This is a genomic window from Neorhizobium sp. DAR64872/K0K18 (assembly GCF_050500175.1).
Classification (GTDB): domain Bacteria; phylum Pseudomonadota; class Alphaproteobacteria; order Rhizobiales; family Rhizobiaceae; genus Neorhizobium; species Neorhizobium soli.
Genome location: NZ_CP191446.1, coordinates 1,620,028 through 1,637,488, shown reverse-complemented (window position 1 = coordinate 1,637,488; position 17,461 = coordinate 1,620,028). Strand labels below are relative to the sequence as shown.

Here is a 17,461-nt window from a genome sequence, read left to right as displayed (position 1 = left end):
GGGTGGTGGTAAAATGGCCAGATCGACCGGCCGGCAACGGGCGCGGTGATAGTTTGTTTCGGGCCGTTAGTAAAGGTTTGGAACCCGCGAACGGATGGTCGGAAAGCCTATAGCTTCCGAGCTCTGGCGAGCTGCAAGGACTGACGTCATTTGAGATAGTTGGGCTGGTGTCACGCTTATCCATGACGCCAGTATCGCCAGGGCATCCACCAGACCTGGCGTTGCCTCTGCAGGTCCGGAACCGGGTCCAGTCCGCCGGAGCCACCCGGACCGCAGCGCGCGACTCGGTACAGTGTCATCCAGAGACCGGGCCAGAGCCCGTGTCGGGCGATCGCCTCGTAGCCATACTCGGAACAGGTCGGAATATGGCGGCAGCCGTTTCCGACAAAGCCGGAAAGAGTGAGCTGATAGAACCGGATCAGTCCCATACCGGCGAGGCGTCCGGGCGTCTTTTTGAACGGGCCTTGCCAGTTTCGCGATCGATAGGGCCCGCCGCGTTTTGTGTTGTGGTCACAATCCGGCGAACCGCACATCAGGCGGTCGCTTTGTCGGCCCGGTCGCGGACGTCGATCTGATCGAGAGCGTCAACGACGGCATCGAATGTCAGCATGGTAGACGGATGCCGGGCCTTGTAATCCTTCACAGGCTTCAGGTAGCGCATGTCTTCGAAGCGGCCGACCGGGCCTTCGCCGCCCTCTTTCAGCATCGACAGCATGTCGACCCTCGCCTGGCGCAGTTCGTCGACAGGCGCGCCGACGATATGCCGTGCCATGATCGACGACGACGCCTGACCGAGGGCGCAGGCCCTCACCTCGTGAGAGAAGTCGCTCACCACGCCGTCACTGACTTTCAGGTATACACGAACTTTTGAACCGCAGAGCTTGGAGTGCTTTTCGGACGTCGCATCCGCATCGTCCATTGCACCCGCGCGGCCAATGTTCCCCGCAAATTCAAGAATTTTCTGGTTATAGATCTCGTCCATGTCGCTCGCTCACGTCATCGTCCTCGACATCCGCTCGACCGACCGAACGCACCGTCTACCGGGATGACCTACCACAATCTGGATTAGGCCCCTATATGTTGTCCGCGACGGGAATTATCAAGGAAACACGTTTTCGAGAAACGCTTGAAAACGGCGATGGTATGCCTTGAAAATTCGGAACGCGCAGACGAAAAGTCAGGAAACTGGTATTCCGGCGTGATCCATGGCGATCAGCTTTTTTACCATAGTGAGATCGGATGTGGCCCTGGCCCGCATCGAGGGACACAAGATGGATGCTATTTTGAAGAATTTTCCGGCCTCCAGCCAGAAACAGCCTCGTCCGACCCAGCAGGAAGCTGAGGACGCCGTGCGCGTCTTGCTCCAGTGGTCCGGTGACGATCCGGAGCGCGAAGGTTTGCTCGACACGCCGAAGCGCGTTGCAAAAGCCTATCGCGAGCTCTTTTCGGGCTATGATCTGTCGGCCGAAGAGGTTCTCGGCCGGACCTTCGAGGAGGTCTCGGGTTATGACGATATGGTTCTCGTTCGCGATATACCATTCTTCTCCCATTGCGAGCACCACATGCTGCCCATCAAAGGCAAGGCGACCGTTGCCTATCTTCCGCAGGGCCGGGTTCTGGGGCTGTCCAAGATCGCGCGTGTGATCGAGATCTACGGTCGTCGCCTCCAGACACAGGAAAATTTGACGGCACAGATCGCCAGCGCGATCGACACGACATTGAAGCCGCGCGGTGTGGCCGTCCTGATCGAGGCGGAACACATGTGCATGGAAATGCGCGGTGTGGAGAAGCAGGGATCTCAGACGCTGACGACCCGGTTTACCGGTGCGTTCAAGACCGACGCGGCCGAGCAGGCGCGTTTCTTTACCATGGCCCGCAACCGCTGAGCGCCGAAATGACAATGACTTTTCAAGCGCCGTCGTCGGATAAGGCCGAGCTCGAGGGTGACGGCGCCTTTACGCCCCGTTTCGATTCCGACGGTCTTGTGACCGCTGTCGTGACCGACATTCGCGATGGCGAATTGCTCATGGTGGCGCATATGAACGCCGAGGCGCTCGCGCTGACGATCGAGACGGGCGTCGCTCACTACTACAGCCGGTCGAGAGCGAAACTCTGGAAGAAGGGCGAGACCTCCGGCAATCTGCAGACTGTGCATGAGGTCAGGACCGATTGCGATCAGGACGCCGTCTGGCTCAAGGTCTCGATGTCCGGCCATGACGCCGCTTGCCACACCGGGCGACGCTCCTGTTTCTATCGTGCGGTAAAGAAAAGTGACGGTGGCGCTGTCCTTGAAATACAGGATCAACAGCGTCACTTTGATCCAGAACATGTGTATTCTGGTCATGATGAGACGGGGAAGCGGTAGGCGTCTGCACCGCTTTCATACCATCCCCACCTGAATAACGAATTGGCAACCAAACGATGCGTTAATTGGTGTACGTGGCTGTGTGCAGCTGAGAGGTGATGGCGATGATGAATTGGAGTTGGAGTCGCAACGAGCGGCAGGCCGCGCCAGCAGACGCTGTCACAAATCGGCTCCAGACGTCCCCTCCTCCCATTGTCATTGAGCAGCCACGCAAGGCAAAGCTGTCTCTAGCACTTGGTGGCGGCGCGGCCCGCGGATGGGCGCATATCGGCGTGTTGCGCGCGCTTGACGAAGCCGGCATCGAAGTCGGGATGATTGCCGGCACATCGATCGGCGCGCTGGTCGGAGGCTGTTATCTCGCCGGCAAGCTCGACGAACTCGAAAGCTTTGCCCGATCGCTGACCATGCGGCGGATCGCGGCGCTTCTCGACCTCACCATCGGTGGCGGCGGCCTGATCGGTGGCATGCGGTTGACGAAGCGAATGCAGGAACACCTGCAGGGCATCTCCATCGAGGATCTCGACCGCCCCTTCGTCGCAGTCGCGACGGAACTTCATACCGGGCACGAAGTGTGGATTTCGGCCGGCTCTCTGATCCGCGCCCTTCGGGCGTCCTACGCGCTGCCGGGGATTTTCGAACCTGTGAAATGCAGCGGCCGCACGCTGGTCGATGGCGCGCTGGTCAATCCGGTCCCGACCTCCGTCTGTCGCGCCTACGAGCAGCCGCTGGTCGTGGCCGTGAACCTCAACTACGATGTCTTCGGCCGGTCCGCGGTTGTCAAACACACTGCAGCCGATGCGCCGGACGATCACGAGCGTTCGCGCCATCAGGACGACCCCCGCGTCGGTGTCACCGGCACCATGGTGCAGGCGTTCAACATCATCCAGGAGCGCATATCGCGCGCCAGACTGGCCGGCGATCCGCCTGATCTGGCGCTGCATCCACGCCTCAACGATATCGGTCTGTCCGAATTCCACCGCGCCGGCGAGGCGATCGACCGGGGCTATGAGGCCACCATGTCGCAGATCGTGGCGCTTCAGCGCATGCAGGAAGTTTTCGCCCGCTGAGATGCGGGCGAAGATGCCGCTCTCCCAGCCGCCTTACCCGGCGATATAGGCCTTCATCTGTTCGGCTTCGATCTCCACTTCACGCAGCCGCGATTTCACGACGTCGCCGATCGAAATGATGCCGGAGAGCTTGCCGTCGGCTTCTACCGGGACATGGCGGAACCGTCCCGCCGTCATCATACCCATCACCTCGTCTGCCGTCTGATCCTCCCGACAGCGCTGCACGGAAGTTGTCATGACGGCCTTGACCGGCTGCTCCAGCGCATCGACGCCTTTAGTGGCGATGCAGTGGACGAGGTCTCTCTCGGTGAAAATGCCGGCAATACGCCCCTCCATCCCGGCAATGATCACGGCACCGATGTTTCGGTCGTTCAAGATGCCCGCGATCTGGCGCAACGTCTCGTCCGGGCTGACGGTCACGACGTTACGGCCCTTCGAATCCAGCATGCTCTTTACGGTCGTCGACATGGCTCGCTCCTCCAAAACCATTCGAACCGAAACGTCTCCCCTCAAAGACGTTTGCGGCACAGTCCCTCGGCGCGAAGTTTAAGACGACAGCAACTGGAGATCAAGCGGGCGCCAATGGTTGGTCATCGGCGGCAATCCTGTCGAACAGGCCGAAAAACAAAAAGCCGAAGAGAAAGCCACCGATATGAGCATCCCAGGCGATCTCTCCGACATCCGATCCAATCAGCGGCAGACCGATGGCGACAAGCACGTTTCCGAAGAACCACATCGCCGTGAAAATCACCACTGTCCGGTTCCGGAAAGAGCCGAGTATGGACTGACGTGGATGGAGATGGCCGAAACTGCGGTCGTATCCGCGGCCGTCCGGGAACGCGAACCGGCACGCGGCGCCCATCAAGCCTGAGACGACGCCTGAAGCGCCGACGAGCAGCGTCTGGTCGCCCCAATGCAGGCCGGCGTGGAAGAAAGCTGCCGCCGCTGCCGAGAAAATCCAGAACAGCACGTAGCGGAGAGTTCCGATGCGACGCACGACCGGCGCTCCAAAGGCAACCAGCCAGAGTGCGTTAAAGCCGATATGCTCGATACCGCCATGCAGGAAGGAATAGGTGACAGGCGTCCACAGCCATTCAAAATTCTGCTCCGCAAACGGAACGACGTAGCGTACGGGCGTGAAGGCGAACCACATCAGCACCGAGATCTGCGCCTCCTCGTCGAGCAAGTAAGCATCGACAAGATAGACGACGGCCAGGAACAGGACCGTGATCACCAGACTTCGGGGAAGATTGAAAACTGGCTGCGACGACTGGTCGTCGATGGTGTCCGCATCCCTGTCCGTATCGTTCGTGGCACCCGGCAGGTCTTGCCTGTCGCTCATCACAATTCCTTCCCTGTTGAAGCGTCAGGCTTACAGGACGACCCGCCTGAAGAAAAGCTGCAGATAGCACCGGATACAAGCACTTAGTCGCCGGGTTCGACATTCTTTCGTCTAGGCTCACCGCTCTGGCATGGTTTTCGCAGCGTTAAGGCTGACCCTCGTGTTGTGCCTTAGAAAGCGGTTCAGCACGGGATGAAGCGTCTCGAAATGGATCACGGGAAAGCGAATGCGAAATCCGGCTACGACGGAAATCTTCGAATACTGGACAGGTCTGTGCGACGGGCGGTTGCCTCCCATGCGCAACGAGATCGATCCGGTCGCCCTGCGCAGATTTCTGCCTCATCTCTTCATCGTCGCAAACGAGGCAGACGACCAATTGACGTTTCGGCTTGCGGGAACGCGGTTATGCGAGTTGTTCGGTGGCGAGTTTCGCGGAATGCCGTTCCGCACGATCTGGGATCTCGAAGAAAACGATCGCGCCCAGGAGGTCGTCATGCAGATCCTCGTCCATGAGAAACCCGCGATTGCCGACGTAGTCCTGAACGTAGCCGGCACGTCAATCGAATGCGAAATGCTGATGATGCCGCTTCGCTCTTCCGAAACCGGAAGCGACCGGGTACTCGGAGCACTTCTGCCTGCCGACGGCCCGTTCCCGGTGGCAGTCAGACCGGCAAGTGGGCTGCATCTTCAAGATTGGGGCTTTGTCGAAAGCGATGAAACCGGCGGGTTGTCCGTCTGCGGGCATGACCAGCCGCAGTTGGTCCAGTCAGGACTTCTGCGCCGCTTCCTGCCGGCGAGCTTCTTCCCACAATGACGGCTTCGGGAACCATATATTAACGCCCTGTCGCTAATGTAGGCTAGGACTCTAGCTGAAAAAGCGCTCATCCATGTTTTCCGGCACCTCGTCTCAGGCATCCGTTTCGCAAGCAACTGCAGCGCAGCGCTCATTCCAACGCGTCTCCGTGAACATCGGCGGCCGCTTGATGCTGGCCGACCATGAGGAATATGCCTGCACCGCGATCGAGATGTCCCCCGGGGACGTCAGCTTCCAGTGTGCCGGTCGTCCACGGACCAACGAGCGGGTCATCGCCTATCTCGATCACGTCGGCCGCCTTGAAGGGACAGTTCTCAGTGTTGCCGGCGGCGGCTTCCTGATGATGATCAACGCGACCGACCGCAAGCGCGAAAAACTTGCCGCACAGTTGACCTGGATCGCCAACAAGCATGAACTCGGGCTGCCGGAGGACCGTCGCCACGATCGTCTCACCCCGCGCAACACCCGTTCGGAGATTACTCTCGACGACGGGCGCCGCTATCCGTGCCGGCTGCTTGACCTATCGCTTTCCGGTGCGGCTGTCGACATCGAGACCCGTCCGTCAATCGGGACCCCGCTACGCCTCGGAAACATGCGCGGACGCGTGGTGCGTCATTTCATGGAAGGCGTCGCGATCGAGTTTCACTCGGTCCAGTCCCGCGAAGCGCTGACCGAGTTCCTCTAAGCCTCATCATATCCATTTTCTAACCGGCCTGCCCGCAGCTGAGTTGTGCTGTGTCTGCTCCGGCGTGAATTATTACGATCACCGCCATCGTCAGCGGCGCTGGACTTGCTGGTCCGACACACCAAAATCCCGAAAAAACACGTGGCCAGAATTATTTTGTGCCTTTTCGGGATTTTTTTCGCGCGGTTTTAGGCGGCGAAACGGGCTGTTTTGGTCGCGATTTCGTCCCGGAACGCGGCGAAGCAAAGCAACAGGCACAGGCAGATCGAAGACTTCGCTCACCTTTCGATGATGTCACGTTTCATCAAAGCGATGCAGTATCAGGGAGATAGGAGCGGATAGGTCAAATTTACCTCGCATTTTATGCAAATTCGCCGAAAAAGCAGTGCGTATTTTATGAAAAAGCACGTCGAATTCGACGCGTATTTTCGCCAAAGTTGATTAGAATAAGCATCTGATTTTACTGCGGTATTTTGCGGTCGATCAAAGGGTCTGAGGCATTGTTTCCCCACAACGGGGAGACAAGAAAAATGAACTGCCGTAAAGCTCTCGCATTCGCAATCGCCGCCGCTGCAATGATCGGCTTCATGACCGTCCAGTCCTTTGCGATGCCATCCGGCGCCATGCGCGTTATCGGCAAGGCAAACCCGCCGATCGGTCATTACGAATTCTGCAAGACCTACACGAGCGAATGCGTGGCATCCTACAAGGACGCCGGCCCCGTGGCACTCACCGAAGACACCTGGCGCACGATCCTCGACGTCAACTACACGGTCAACACCTCGATCACACCGATGACCGACCAGGAAATCTACGGCGTCGAAGAGCGCTGGGCATACCCGCGGACCGTCGGCGACTGCGAGGACTTCGTGCTCCTGAAGCGGAAGATGCTGACGCAGCAGGGCATTTCGCCTTCCAACCTCCTGATCACGGTCGTGCTGCAGCCGAATGGCGAAGGTCATGCAGTCCTGACCGTCCGCACCGATCGCGGCGACTTCGTCCTCGACAACATGCGCAACAAGGTCATGATCTGGACCGATACGGAATACACATACCTGAAGCGCCAGGCGACCGATGATCCGGCGCGTTGGGTCAAGCTCCAGGACGGCCGGGCCACCGCAGTCGGCAGCGTCAGCCAGTAAGACAAGATTACCCCGACGGATGATCGACCATGTCATCATTCAGAACGCCGGCAGGGCCTCCGAGGAGGTATCCTGCCGGCGTTTCCGTTTATGGCGCTCACCGCTGTCGCGCGACTATGACTAACGATCCATTAACCACAAATCCGCAACAATGGCGGTATCGCTGCCGGCGCGGTCGCACCCCTCGTTCGGTCCGCCGGCCACTCCAGTGACGAGAGCCCGGCCGCATGCAACCCGACAGCCTTAGTGAAACGGACAGCCCGCTTCTATCCAGGCGAACCCTGTACAAGATGACCGGCATCGTGGTTGCGCTTGGCATAGTGACCAGCGCCATCAGCGTTGGCGGCCGATGGCTCGGCGAGCGGATGATGCTGGGTGGCCATTCCGAGAGCACCGAGACATTCGACTTGGTGATCGGGCAGGATACGATCCAGCTTTCAGCCAACACGCTCCGTTTCAAAGAGCAGAGACGGAGCGGTCCAACTGAACGGGCGGATCTCTATCTGACCTGGCCGGAAATGACGGGCTACAGCGCCACCAATCGGGCGCGATTCGACACCGTCTCCCAGCCGACATCTCTGATCTTCGTACAGATGTCGCAGAGCACCATGTCGCGCGACATGTCGGGGCGGCTTCAGCCGATCTACGAGGGACTTTTCGAAGGCCCGGCCGAACCGGCTGAGCATGGGCTGACACTGCATCGCCTCCGGGCGGACAGCGGTTACGGGAACGAGGTGATTCTGACGGGCGCACAGCCTGGTGCCGCCTCCCCCTACGCCGTGCGTTGCCTTTTTCCATCGGCGGGAGAGCGCCCTACCAGCGGCGACTGCCAGCGCGATATCCGAGTCGGGCAGGATCTGACCGTGCTTTATCGATTCTCGAGCGTGCTTTTGCGCGACTGGCAGAAGATTGACGCCGGAGTTCGGACATTTGTCCAAACCCGCCTCGTGACCGGGCACCCGGTAACGCAGGTCAATCGGTAAAATGGTCCTCTGCGAAGCAACCAAACGTTCATCATAAACCTCTTGGTAACGCTGTTCCCCTAGATTGCCTGACAACGGGCCCATCGGGGGCGCTGAGCCCGGACGTAATACAACCACCATGCAAGCGATGAGTGCGGCAGTGTCGAAGAGCATGTTTTCCACAATCCTCCCCAAGGGACGCGTGGCAGTGCCGGGAAAATTTCTCGGTTGTCTTTTTACGGTGATCTTGGCCTTTTCGAGCCTCGCCAGTCCGGCGCATGCCGATCCGAAATATGCAGGGATCGTCGTCGACGCCAAGTCTGGAAAGGTTCTTTACGGCGAGGATCCGGATGGTCTTCGCTATCCAGCTTCGCTCACGAAGATGATGACGCTTTACCTGACCTTCGAAGCGCTCGAGGCTGGTCGTATCACGCTTGACACCAAGGTTCCGGTTTCTGCGCATGCTGCGTCCGAGCCGCCTTCGAAACTGGGTGTGCGCCCCGGCGGCGCCATCAATGTCGATCAGGCGATCCGTGCACTCGTTACGCGGTCGGCCAATGATATGGCGACAGCACTCGGCGAGTTCGTCGGTGGATCCGAAGACCGCTTTGCGCAGATGATGACGAACAAGGCACGCGCCCTCGGCATGACGCGTACGACGTATCGGAACGCACACGGCCTGCCCAACACGGCGCAGATGACGACTGCACGTGATCAGGCGCGTCTCGGCATCGCTCTTCGCCAGCATTTTCCGCAGTATTACGGTTACTTCTCCATCCGCACTTTCAATTTCGGCAAGCAGACGATCGGCAACCACAATCGCCTGGTCGGGACTGTCCGCGGCGTCGACGGTATCAAGACCGGTTATACCCGCGCAGCCGGCAGCAATTTGGCAACGTCGGCACAGCTCGACGGTCGCTCGATCGTTGCAGTCGTGCTCGGTGGCCGCTCCAGCGCCGCTCGTGATGCGACCATGCGCAAGCTCGTTGCCGAATACCTTCCGAAAGCGTCCCGCGGCGGTCAGAGCAACCTGATCTCGCAGGCTCCGTCCGCTCCGGTTCCGACACCATCGCTTCCCGTCGCAAGCCAGCCGCGTGTCGCTGCTGCAGTATCCGATGCCCGTCAGGTTTCGGCTCTCGACCTTCCTAACAGTGGCCCCATGCCCGGCGCTCGCTATGACGAGACGGCAGCACCTGCTGCGACTGCCTATCTCGGCGAACCGTCGCAGAAGCGGACGGCTTCGGCAGCGATGAACTCCGCAATGCTCGGTTCTGGCGCTGTCCCGACCCCCGCCCCGGAATATGTTCCGAAGCGCAGTGGCGCCGGCGAGCGGACCGAAATGGCGGCAATCGATTCCGTCACCACGGCATCGACCCGCGATACGCCCAAGGTGTCTCTCAAGGGTGATGTGTCCGGTTGGGTCATCCAGATTGGCGTCTCGCCCAATCCTTCGATGGCAAACGAACTCCTGCAGGATGCGCAGGATAAAGGCGGCAAGGTATTGCGTTCCGCCAAACCCTTCACAGTCGCCTTCAGCACCAATGGCGGCCAGGTTTATCGGGCACGTTTCGGGGGCTTCGGCGACCAGAAGTCCGCGATCGATGCCTGCAATATCCTGAAGAAGAAAGGCGTGAACTGCTGGGCGTCGATACAGTAATCGGCCCATCAGACGACCACTGAAAAAAGCTGCGCCAGCCACCGTGTTTTGTATCCGCCGGCGCAGTGAAATCTCGATAGTAATGCGTAAACGGGGTTTCCTATGGGAATGAATGAAAACAGTATCGGCTTCGTCGCCAACGCGACGAAGTCCAAGGCCCGCGGCATTGCGCTCAATCCGCTGCACGAAGCGGCCATGCGGCTTGCGGGAATGGGAATGGCGGGAATGAACCTCTCTTCGCGTTCCCGCGAAAAGACCAAGGATCTCGTCACCCTGCTGCTCAGCCACGGAGCGCGTGCGTGGCGCCAGTCGCAGCCACCGGCTCAGATCCATCTGCATGTCGGGCTGCGTGCCGGACGCGCATCGGTCCGTTTGAGACTTCGCTGACTGAGACTGGGCTGAATAGCTAGAGAAGACCGAGTTCGGCGAGGTGTCGCCGCAACTCTTCCGGCAGCTGGGTGACATCATCTCCCAGTCCGCCGAGGTCCTTCGGGATCTCGTTATCGAGAAGATAACGCCAGCCCTGAAATGGCCGCCTCGGCATCGGCGCGGTTTCGATGACTTCGGGACCGAGCACCAGCTGGCAACGGCCGATACCATCCTCGCCCTTAACTGTGCGAACCTCCAGAAGCTTCTGGCGCGCAGAGACCTGCCCCTTGATCACCCAGTAGAGCGACCCGCCATCGACGAGCTCTTCCACGCGCTTCGGCATCATTCGCGTCGTGTGGATGCTGTGGGGTTCAAGGCCGGCGGACATGGCGGTCAGAGACCGCTCGGCCACCCAGTCCCTCAGGTCCTGGATGGAGTCGGCGCCGACGCAGAGCTTGATCAGATGTAGAGCCATGTCCGTTCAAAGCCGCAAGGACTGCGCCGGGTCAAGTCGGATCTTTCAAAACGGACAACGCCCCACAGGAAGCTCTCAGCACTCGACCACGTTCACGGCAAGCCCGCCGGTCGAGGTCTCCTTGTACTTCTCGCTCATGTCCATGCCAGTCTGGCGCATGGTTTCAATACAGGCGTCAAGCGGCACGAAATGGCTGCCGTCACCCTTCAGCGCCAGAGATGCCGCCGTCACGGCCTTTACGGCGCCAAGCGCATTGCGCTCGATACACGGCACCTGGACGAGGCCTGCAATGGGATCGCAGGTCATGCCGAGGTGATGCTCGAGCGCGATCTCCGCAGCATTTTCGATCTGCTCCGGCGAACCGCCCATAACGGCGGCGAGACCCGCAGCGGCCATGGCCGCAGCCGACCCGACTTCACCCTGGCAACCGACTTCGGCACCAGAAATCGAGGCATTGTGTTTGATGATGCCGCCGATCGCTGCCGCGGTCAGAAGAAAGGTACGGATGTCTTCCTGCGTCGCGTCGTCGTGAAAATGCAGATAATAGCGAACCGTGGCTGGAATGACCCCAGCGGCACCGTTGGTCGGCGCGGTCACGACACGGCCACCACCGGCATTCTCTTCGTTGACCGCCATCGCATAGACCGAAAGCCAGTCATTGGCGAGAAGCGGGTTGAGCCGATTGCTGCGCCATTCCTCGTTAAGGCGGTCGTGGATCGCCCGCGCACGGCGCTTCACCTTGAGGCCACCCGGCATGATGCCGTCGACCTTCAGACCGCGATCAATGCAATTCCTCATCGCGTCCCAGATCCGGTCGACGCCTTCGTCGAGTTCGGCCGCGCTCATCTTTGTCAGCTCGTTGGCGCGTTTCATCTGGGCAATCGTCAGGCCAGAACCCTGCGACATTTCGAGCATCTGTTTGGCGGACGAGAATGGATAGGGCACGCGCGCATCGCTTGCCGTCTTCTTGGACGCCCGCATTGCCTCCAGTTCGGTGTCGGTCACGACAAAGCCGCCGCCGATCGAATAGTAGATGCGCTTCAAGAGCAGCCGTCCGTCCCGATCCAGCGCCGAGAAGCTCATGCCGTTGGCATGGCCGGGCAGCGGCTGCTTCTTGTCGAAGATCAGGTCCGTTGCCGGCCTGAACTCGTAGCTGGGGTGGCCCGGCGGGGTGACGCGACCGGTGCGTTCGACGTCTGCAATGATCGCGTCCATCCGATCGGGATCCACGCTGTGCGGCTCTTCGCCGACAAGACCGAGGATAACTGCCCTGCCCGTTCCGTGCCCAATGCCGGTAAAGGCAAGCGACCCGTGGAGGCTGACCTTCAGCGCCGCGACGGCAGCACCCGTCGGGCGTGGCCAGTCATTGGAAAGGAGGAGCTCCAGAAACCGATTGGCTGCCGACATCGGCCCCATCGTGTGCGAGCTGGAAGGACCGATACCGATTTTGAAAACGTCGAAAACTGAAAGAAACATGATTGTTCACGGGACCGTTCGTTTGGGCAGAGGCTACGCCAAACCTGAGTTCGGCTCAGGCGATGACCCGACATCCGCTTGGACACGAGCGACATGCATCACAGAGACACGCTCCACAGATAGGTGTTGCAAAAACCTATACCAGGCACACGCCTCTTGCCCGGACAGCCGAAACAAAGCAAGACGAAACGAGGCATACACGATTTGTGGCGAGACCCATGACGACTGCGGACTATATCGCGCTGGCACTGTTTCTCGCCCTGTGGGCCCTCTATTCCTGGCTCACAGCGGGGTCTGGCAGTCGCTTTTTCCCGCGCTTGAGCCTTAACCGGGCCATGGCGGAGCGGCGTCGGAACTGGATCTACAACTCGCTTCGGCGCGATCTCAAGATGATCGACACGCAAATCCTGGCCGGTCTGCAGAACGGGACGGCCTTTTTCGCCTCGACCTCGATCTTCGCGATTGGTGGCTGCTTTGCGCTGCTTGGCTCGACCGACAAGGTGGAGGACGTGTTCAGCAATCTGCCCTTTGTCTATTACGGCGGGCGCACCGCGTTCGAGCTCAAGGTTGCCGGTCTGACGGTGCTGTTCGGCTATTCCTTCTTCAAATTCGGCTGGGCCTACCGTCTGTTCAACTACTGCACCATCCTGTTCGGCGCTTTGCCGATGATGCACGACACGAATGCCGATCGCGCCAAAGCTGAGATCGCCGCAGACCAAGTCATCCAGATGAACATGATCGCCGCCGGCCACTTCAATGCCGGCCTTCGGGCGCTGTTTCTTTCCATCGGCTACCTGGGCTGGTTCGCCGGGCCCTACATGTTCATGGCGATGACCGCGATCGTGGTCTTCGTTCTGACACGCCGCCAGTATTTCTCCGACGCCCGTCTCGCGCTGATGGACCCGGTGAGCGACACCAAAGACAAACAAGAGCGGGACATGCGAACGTGACATCATCAGAGATCCAACCCAATGCCCCCCGCGTGCCGCGCATTGTCTTGATCGATACGCTGCGCGGCGTGGCACTGATCGCCATGGCGACCTATCATTTCACCTGGGATCTCGAATTCTTCGGCTATCTCGATCCGGGAACAGCGACGCAGGGTTTCTTCAAGATCTATGCGCGACTGATCGCCAGTTCGTTTCTGTTTCTCGCCGGCGTCAGTCTGGTCCTTGCACATACGCCGCAGCTCCGCTGGCAGTCCTTTGCGAAACGGCTCGGCATCGTTGTCGGCGCAGCCCTTGCCATCAGCGTCGCGACATTCGTCGCCTTCCCGGGCGAATGGATCTATTTCGGCATTCTGCATAACATCGCCCTGTCGAGCCTTATCGGCCTGGCGTTCCTGCGGCTTCCTCCGGCGCTCACGGCTGCGGTCGCCGCGATGATCGCGGTTCTGATGCTGGTCGATTACGTCGCTATGCCGGGAACTCTCGATTCGGCTCTGTTCGACACGCGCTGGCTCGCCTGGATGGGCTTCGCCGAGGCTCCGCCCCGTTCGAACGATTACGTGCCGTTGTTTCCCTGGGTTGCCGCTCTTCTTGCAGGCGTCGCCGCAACCAAGTTCCTGATGACACGAAACGTGCTGCCGCGCATTGCGAAGGTCCAGACAAGACAGAACCTACTCTCAAAGGCCGGTCAGCACAGCCTGCTGATCTATCTCGTGCATCAGCCGATCCTGATCGGTCTCGTCTATCTCTTCTCGCTGGTCCACCCCGCTCCGCCGCCGGATGTCCGCAAAGGTTACATCTTGAGCTGCGAGAGGGGCTGCATAGAGAATGCCGACGCCAACATCTGCCGCGCGTTCTGCACCTGCACGGCCGATCGGCTGATTGGCCAGAACCTCATGACGCCCATGCAGTCAGGCGTGATCACGCCACAGGACGACCGGATCCAGATGATCGCACAGGAATGCGCCATCGCTTCGCCGCCTCCCTGAGAGTTCAGGTGCCGACGCCGATTTCGGCGAGACGGGTCAGGCAGGCCTCCTCGACGTTATCGAGCTCGAGCAGCGTTTCCTCGATGTCCTTGCGCTTCTGGCGCAGGTCATCGCGCTTCTCGTCAACCTTCTTCATCAGAAGCTTGAGCTGGCCCATTTCGCCCGGAGGCTCCTTGTAGATCTGGACGATCTCGCGGATCTCCGCGATGGAAAAGCCGATGCGACGTCCACGGAGAATTTCCATGATCAGACGGCGGTCTGCAGCCCTGAAAAGACGCGTACGTCCGCGGCGCTCCGGATGGATCAGGCCCTCGTCTTCATAGAAGCGCAAGGTGCGCGTGGAAACGCCGAACTCGCGGGTCAACTCGGTGATGCTGTAATATTTGTTCACGGCCACATCCTGACATTTCTGCCTCAAATAATTGACTTTTACGTAACAGTCAATTTTTCGGATGTTTGCTGCTCTCGTTACCCGATCGCAAACCACCAAGTGGCGAGGCCCAGAAACGAGAAGAACCCGGTCGTGTCGCTGATCGCAGTCACAAAGACCGCGGAGGAAACGGCGGGATCCGCCCCTGCCCGGTTGAGGAGAATCGGAACCATCAGACCGGCGCTGGCGGCCGCGACCATGTTGATGAGCATCGCCGTCGCAATCAGTCCGCCGATATTCGGATCCTGAAACCAGAAGCCCGCCACCAGCCCGACGAGTGTGCCGATCAGACACCCATTGATCAGGCCGACGCAGATTTCACGCCGCGCGACGCGCCAGGCATTGTGGATATCGAGATCGCGGGTCGCGATGGCGCGCACCGTGACCGTCATCGTCTGCGACCCCGCATTGCCGCCCATGCCGGCGACGATCGGCATCAGGATCGCGAGTGCGACCACTTCTTCGATCGTAGCCTCGAACAGCGAGATCACCGACGCCGCCAGGAAAGCGGTCAGGAGGTTGACGAGCAGCCAGGGCACGCGCGATCGAGAGATATCGACGACGGTGTCGGACAGTTCTTCATCACCGACGCCGCCGAGGCGCATGATGTCTTCTTCCGCTTCCTCCTGCATCACGTCGACGATGTCGTCGATCGTCAGCACCCCGACCAGCCTGCCGTTTTCATCGACGACGGCGGCCGAGAGAAGGTCGTATTGCTCGAAGAGCTGTGCTGCCTCTTCCTGATCCATATCGGCGGGGATCGGATAGTTGGTCTCCCGCATGATCGTCTCGATCTTCACCTGCCGGTTGGTGCGCAGGATGCGGTCGAGATAGATGACGCCGAGCAGCTTGAAGGTCGGGTCGATGACGAAGACCTGCGTAAAGCTTTCCGGCAGGCCTTCATCTTCGCGCATGTAATCGATCGTCTGGCCCACCGTCCAGAACGGCGGCACGGCCACGAATTCGGTCTGCATGCGGCGTCCGGCCGAGCTTTCCGGATAGTCGAGTGCCCGCCTTAGGCGAACCCGTTCCGTAAACGGCAGCTGCGCGAGGATCTCTTCGCGATCCTCCTTGTCGAGATCTTCGAGAATGTAGACCGCGTCGTCGGAATCGAGACCGCCAATACCCGCAGCGATCTGCGCGTTTGACATATGCTCGACGATCTCCATACGGATCGCCTCGTCCACCTCGGTCAGAGCCGTCAGGTCGAAGTCGGTGCCCAGCAGCCGAACCATCGCCCGGCGCTGGTCGGGCATGATCGATTCGAGAAGGTCGCCGAGTTCGGATTCGTGCAGGCGCGCTACATGCTGGCGCAGGTAGAGAACATCGCGATCGGCGATTGCAGCCCCGACCCTCGCGAGGAAATCGGGACGAACCGCGCCTTCTTCGGTATAGATGTCGTGGGCCGGTTCGTTGGCCTTGCTGCGACCGCGGGTCTCTTCGCCGATATCGCTCATTGCCGCCCTCGCTATCCGCATCTCGCAGGTTGAAGATAACGGCAGAAACTGATTTTCAACAACCAGATAACCGTCTTAGATCGAACGCGTTTGCCGCTTCATTCCAGCTAGAGCAAATGGTCGGGATGGTCCAGTGCGCAATGGTCAAACATCTGTGGCGAAACGGTTCTCGCCATGCCAATGGGAACGCTTGAGAGACGAGGAAGGATAACGAATGGCACCCCTGACGATATTGCGATATCCGGATCCCGGCCTGTCAAAGCCGTGTCAGCCGATTACCGTGTTCGACGCAGCACTCGAGACGTTCGCGCAGGATCTGCTCGCCACCATGCGGGCTGCACCGGGCGTCGGAATCACCGCCGCGCATGTCGGGGTTCACATCCGGCTTGTCGTGCTCGAACTGTCGGCGAAAGACGGTCCGCGCTTTTATGCCAACCCGGAAATCCTTTCGTTCGGTGAGCAGGTAATGCGCTACACCGAGGGAAGCGTATCCATGCCAGGTGCGACCGAAGAGGTCGAGCGTCCCGCCATGATCCGGTTCCGCTATCAGCGCCTGGACGGGACGCACGCAGAAGAGGACGCCACGGGCTTTTACTCCGTCTGCATGCAACATGAGATCGATCAGCTGGACGGCGTCTTCTGGCTGAAGCGTCTATCGAGGTTGAAACGCGACCGGTTGGTCCGCAAGTGGGAAAAAGGTCGGTAGAGGAACCAAGGCTGTTCCTGACGGTTATCGAGGCAACCCTCTACCGACTGACGAACCTTACGGAAGGAACCACAATGCCCGCCACCCGCAAGCCCGACGATATTTCCCGCGAAGAAGATTTCCGCGATTACGACGACCGCAACATCGACGAAGGCTGGCCTTATGACGATGCAGCCGGTGCCGGTGCGCGTCCGGTCGGCAACGCCGCCTATGGCGAGCCTGCTGCGAACTTCGAAAGCGATCGTAACGAAGGCTACCAGGTCGAAGGCATCGAGGCCGACGGGCAGCAGGAACGGCTTGTCGACAGCGATACGCCCGCAACGATCGGGGTCGAAGAATCAGACGATCTCGAGGAGCGCATCACGGACGCGATCGAGTCGCTCGATATCGCCATGATGGATGCCATCGACGTGCATGTCGATGACGGAGAGGTCACGCTCGAAGGCTTGGTCGACGAGGCATCTGCCGTGCGCATCATTGCTGCCAAGGTAAAGAGCTTTGCCGGCGTGAAATCCGTCGTCAACAACTTGCGCGCTGGCGGCGTCGATGGACGTATGCCCGACGAGGACTGAGACCTG

General features: G+C 59.9%; 21 protein-coding genes. 13 read left to right on the top strand and 8 right to left on the bottom strand.

Annotated features, from left to right (window positions below; all coding sequences use genetic code 11):
• Positions 1 to 176: 176 nt before the first annotated feature.
• Together yidD and ACQY1P_RS13585 are read right to left on the bottom strand one after the other, a co-directional pair.
• Positions 177 to 533, bottom strand: a complete 357-nt coding sequence (gene yidD / locus ACQY1P_RS13590; RefSeq protein ID WP_430256620.1) for a membrane protein insertion efficiency factor YidD — start codon at positions 531 to 533, stop codon at positions 177 to 179.
• Positions 533 to 982, bottom strand: a complete 450-nt coding sequence (locus ACQY1P_RS13585) for an iron-sulfur cluster assembly scaffold protein (RefSeq protein ID WP_062456964.1) — start codon at positions 980 to 982, stop codon at positions 533 to 535. Before ACQY1P_RS13585 ends, yidD begins: the two co-directional genes overlap by 1 nt.
• Positions 983 to 1,271: 289 nt before the next feature.
• On the opposite strand from ACQY1P_RS13585, the gene folE reads away from it, so the two are divergent.
• The 3 genes from folE (at position 1,272) to ACQY1P_RS13570 (ending at position 3,432) form a co-directional block, all read left to right on the top strand.
• Positions 1,272 to 1,886, top strand: a complete 615-nt coding sequence (folE, locus tag ACQY1P_RS13580; protein ID WP_062458053.1) for a GTP cyclohydrolase I FolE — start codon at positions 1,272 to 1,274, stop codon at positions 1,884 to 1,886.
• Positions 1,887 to 1,894: 8 nt separating this feature from the next.
• A complete protein-coding gene (gene hisI, locus ACQY1P_RS13575) occupies positions 1,895 to 2,365 on the top strand; it encodes a phosphoribosyl-AMP cyclohydrolase (protein WP_092662326.1) in 471 nt (156 codons plus the stop codon).
• Positions 2,366 to 2,469: 104 nt separating this feature from the next.
• Positions 2,470 to 3,432, top strand: coding sequence for a patatin-like phospholipase family protein (locus tag ACQY1P_RS13570; RefSeq protein WP_062458055.1), 963 nt, complete (start codon positions 2,470 to 2,472; stop codon positions 3,430 to 3,432).
• A 33-nt stretch (positions 3,433 to 3,465) separates the two neighbouring features.
• Here ACQY1P_RS13570 and ACQY1P_RS13565 read toward each other — a convergent pair whose 3' ends face one another.
• Both ACQY1P_RS13565 and ACQY1P_RS13560 read right to left on the bottom strand, forming a co-directional pair.
• Positions 3,466 to 3,900, bottom strand: a complete 435-nt coding sequence (locus ACQY1P_RS13565) for a CBS domain-containing protein (RefSeq protein ID WP_062456971.1) — start codon at positions 3,898 to 3,900, stop codon at positions 3,466 to 3,468.
• Positions 3,901 to 4,000: 100 nt separating this feature from the next.
• On the bottom strand, positions 4,001 to 4,774 hold the full coding sequence (locus ACQY1P_RS13560; protein ID WP_430256619.1) for a rhomboid family intramembrane serine protease: 774 nt from the start codon (positions 4,772 to 4,774) through the stop codon (positions 4,001 to 4,003).
• A gap of 226 nt (positions 4,775 to 5,000) precedes the next feature.
• Between ACQY1P_RS13560 and ACQY1P_RS13555 the strand changes: the two genes are divergently transcribed.
• The 6 genes from ACQY1P_RS13555 (at position 5,001) to ACQY1P_RS13530 (ending at position 10,421) form a co-directional block, all read left to right on the top strand.
• Positions 5,001 to 5,588 carry a PAS domain-containing protein gene (locus ACQY1P_RS13555; protein ID WP_430256618.1) on the top strand — a complete coding sequence of 196 codons (588 nt, stop codon included), beginning with the start codon at positions 5,001 to 5,003 and terminating at the stop codon, positions 5,586 to 5,588.
• A 73-nt stretch (positions 5,589 to 5,661) separates the two neighbouring features.
• Positions 5,662 to 6,273, top strand: a complete 612-nt coding sequence (locus tag ACQY1P_RS13550) for a PilZ domain-containing protein (RefSeq protein ID WP_062456977.1) — start codon at positions 5,662 to 5,664, stop codon at positions 6,271 to 6,273.
• A gap of 575 nt (positions 6,274 to 6,848) precedes the next feature.
• Positions 6,849 to 7,415 (top strand): transglutaminase-like cysteine peptidase, encoded by a 567-nt coding sequence (locus ACQY1P_RS13545; RefSeq protein WP_430256706.1) that lies wholly within the window; start codon positions 6,849 to 6,851, stop codon positions 7,413 to 7,415.
• Positions 7,416 to 7,705: 290 nt separating this feature from the next.
• Positions 7,706 to 8,398, top strand: a complete 693-nt coding sequence (locus ACQY1P_RS13540) for a hypothetical protein (protein WP_430256617.1) — start codon at positions 7,706 to 7,708, stop codon at positions 8,396 to 8,398.
• 118 nt (positions 8,399 to 8,516) lie between these two features.
• Entirely contained in the window at positions 8,517 to 10,034 is a 1,518-nt protein-coding gene (locus ACQY1P_RS13535; RefSeq protein WP_062456988.1) for a D-alanyl-D-alanine carboxypeptidase, read from the top strand.
• Between the two features lie 102 nt (positions 10,035 to 10,136).
• Entirely contained in the window at positions 10,137 to 10,421 is a 285-nt protein-coding gene (locus ACQY1P_RS13530) for a hypothetical protein (protein WP_062456991.1), read from the top strand.
• Positions 10,422 to 10,440: 19 nt separating this feature from the next.
• Here the strand turns inward: ACQY1P_RS13530 and ACQY1P_RS13525 are convergent, their stop codons facing one another.
• Entirely contained in the window at positions 10,441 to 10,878 is a 438-nt protein-coding gene (locus tag ACQY1P_RS13525; protein ID WP_430256616.1) for a DUF1489 family protein, read from the bottom strand.
• Positions 10,879 to 10,953: 75 nt separating this feature from the next.
• Positions 10,954 to 12,354 carry an L-serine ammonia-lyase gene (locus ACQY1P_RS13520; protein WP_113110490.1) on the bottom strand — a complete coding sequence of 467 codons (1,401 nt, stop codon included), beginning with the start codon at positions 12,352 to 12,354 and terminating at the stop codon, positions 10,954 to 10,956.
• A gap of 218 nt (positions 12,355 to 12,572) precedes the next feature.
• On the opposite strand from ACQY1P_RS13520, the gene ACQY1P_RS13515 reads away from it, so the two are divergent.
• Both ACQY1P_RS13515 and ACQY1P_RS13510 read left to right on the top strand, forming a co-directional pair.
• On the top strand, positions 12,573 to 13,304 hold the full coding sequence (locus ACQY1P_RS13515) for a DUF599 domain-containing protein (RefSeq protein WP_430256615.1): 732 nt from the start codon (positions 12,573 to 12,575) through the stop codon (positions 13,302 to 13,304).
• The gene (locus ACQY1P_RS13510; protein WP_430256614.1) at positions 13,301 to 14,290 is read left to right on the top strand and encodes a DUF1624 domain-containing protein; all 990 of its coding nucleotides are present in this window, start codon (positions 13,301 to 13,303) and stop codon (positions 14,288 to 14,290) included. The genes ACQY1P_RS13515 and ACQY1P_RS13510 overlap by 4 nt, the downstream gene beginning before the upstream one ends.
• 4 nt (positions 14,291 to 14,294) lie before the next feature.
• On the opposite strand, the gene ACQY1P_RS13505 is transcribed toward ACQY1P_RS13510, so the two are convergent.
• Both ACQY1P_RS13505 and mgtE read right to left on the bottom strand, forming a co-directional pair.
• Positions 14,295 to 14,681 (bottom strand): MerR family transcriptional regulator, encoded by a 387-nt coding sequence (locus ACQY1P_RS13505; RefSeq protein WP_092662576.1) that lies wholly within the window; start codon positions 14,679 to 14,681, stop codon positions 14,295 to 14,297.
• A gap of 77 nt (positions 14,682 to 14,758) precedes the next feature.
• Entirely contained in the window at positions 14,759 to 16,177 is a 1,419-nt protein-coding gene (gene mgtE, locus ACQY1P_RS13500; RefSeq protein ID WP_430256613.1) for a magnesium transporter, read from the bottom strand.
• 214 nt (positions 16,178 to 16,391) lie between these two features.
• On the opposite strand from mgtE, the gene ACQY1P_RS13495 reads away from it, so the two are divergent.
• Positions 16,392 to 16,883 carry a peptide deformylase gene (locus ACQY1P_RS13495; RefSeq protein WP_430256612.1) on the top strand — a complete coding sequence of 164 codons (492 nt, stop codon included), beginning with the start codon at positions 16,392 to 16,394 and terminating at the stop codon, positions 16,881 to 16,883.
• Between the two features lie 74 nt (positions 16,884 to 16,957).
• A complete protein-coding gene (locus tag ACQY1P_RS13490; RefSeq protein ID WP_430256611.1) occupies positions 16,958 to 17,455 on the top strand; it encodes a BON domain-containing protein in 498 nt (165 codons plus the stop codon).
• The last annotated feature ends 6 nt before the right edge of the window (positions 17,456 to 17,461 follow it).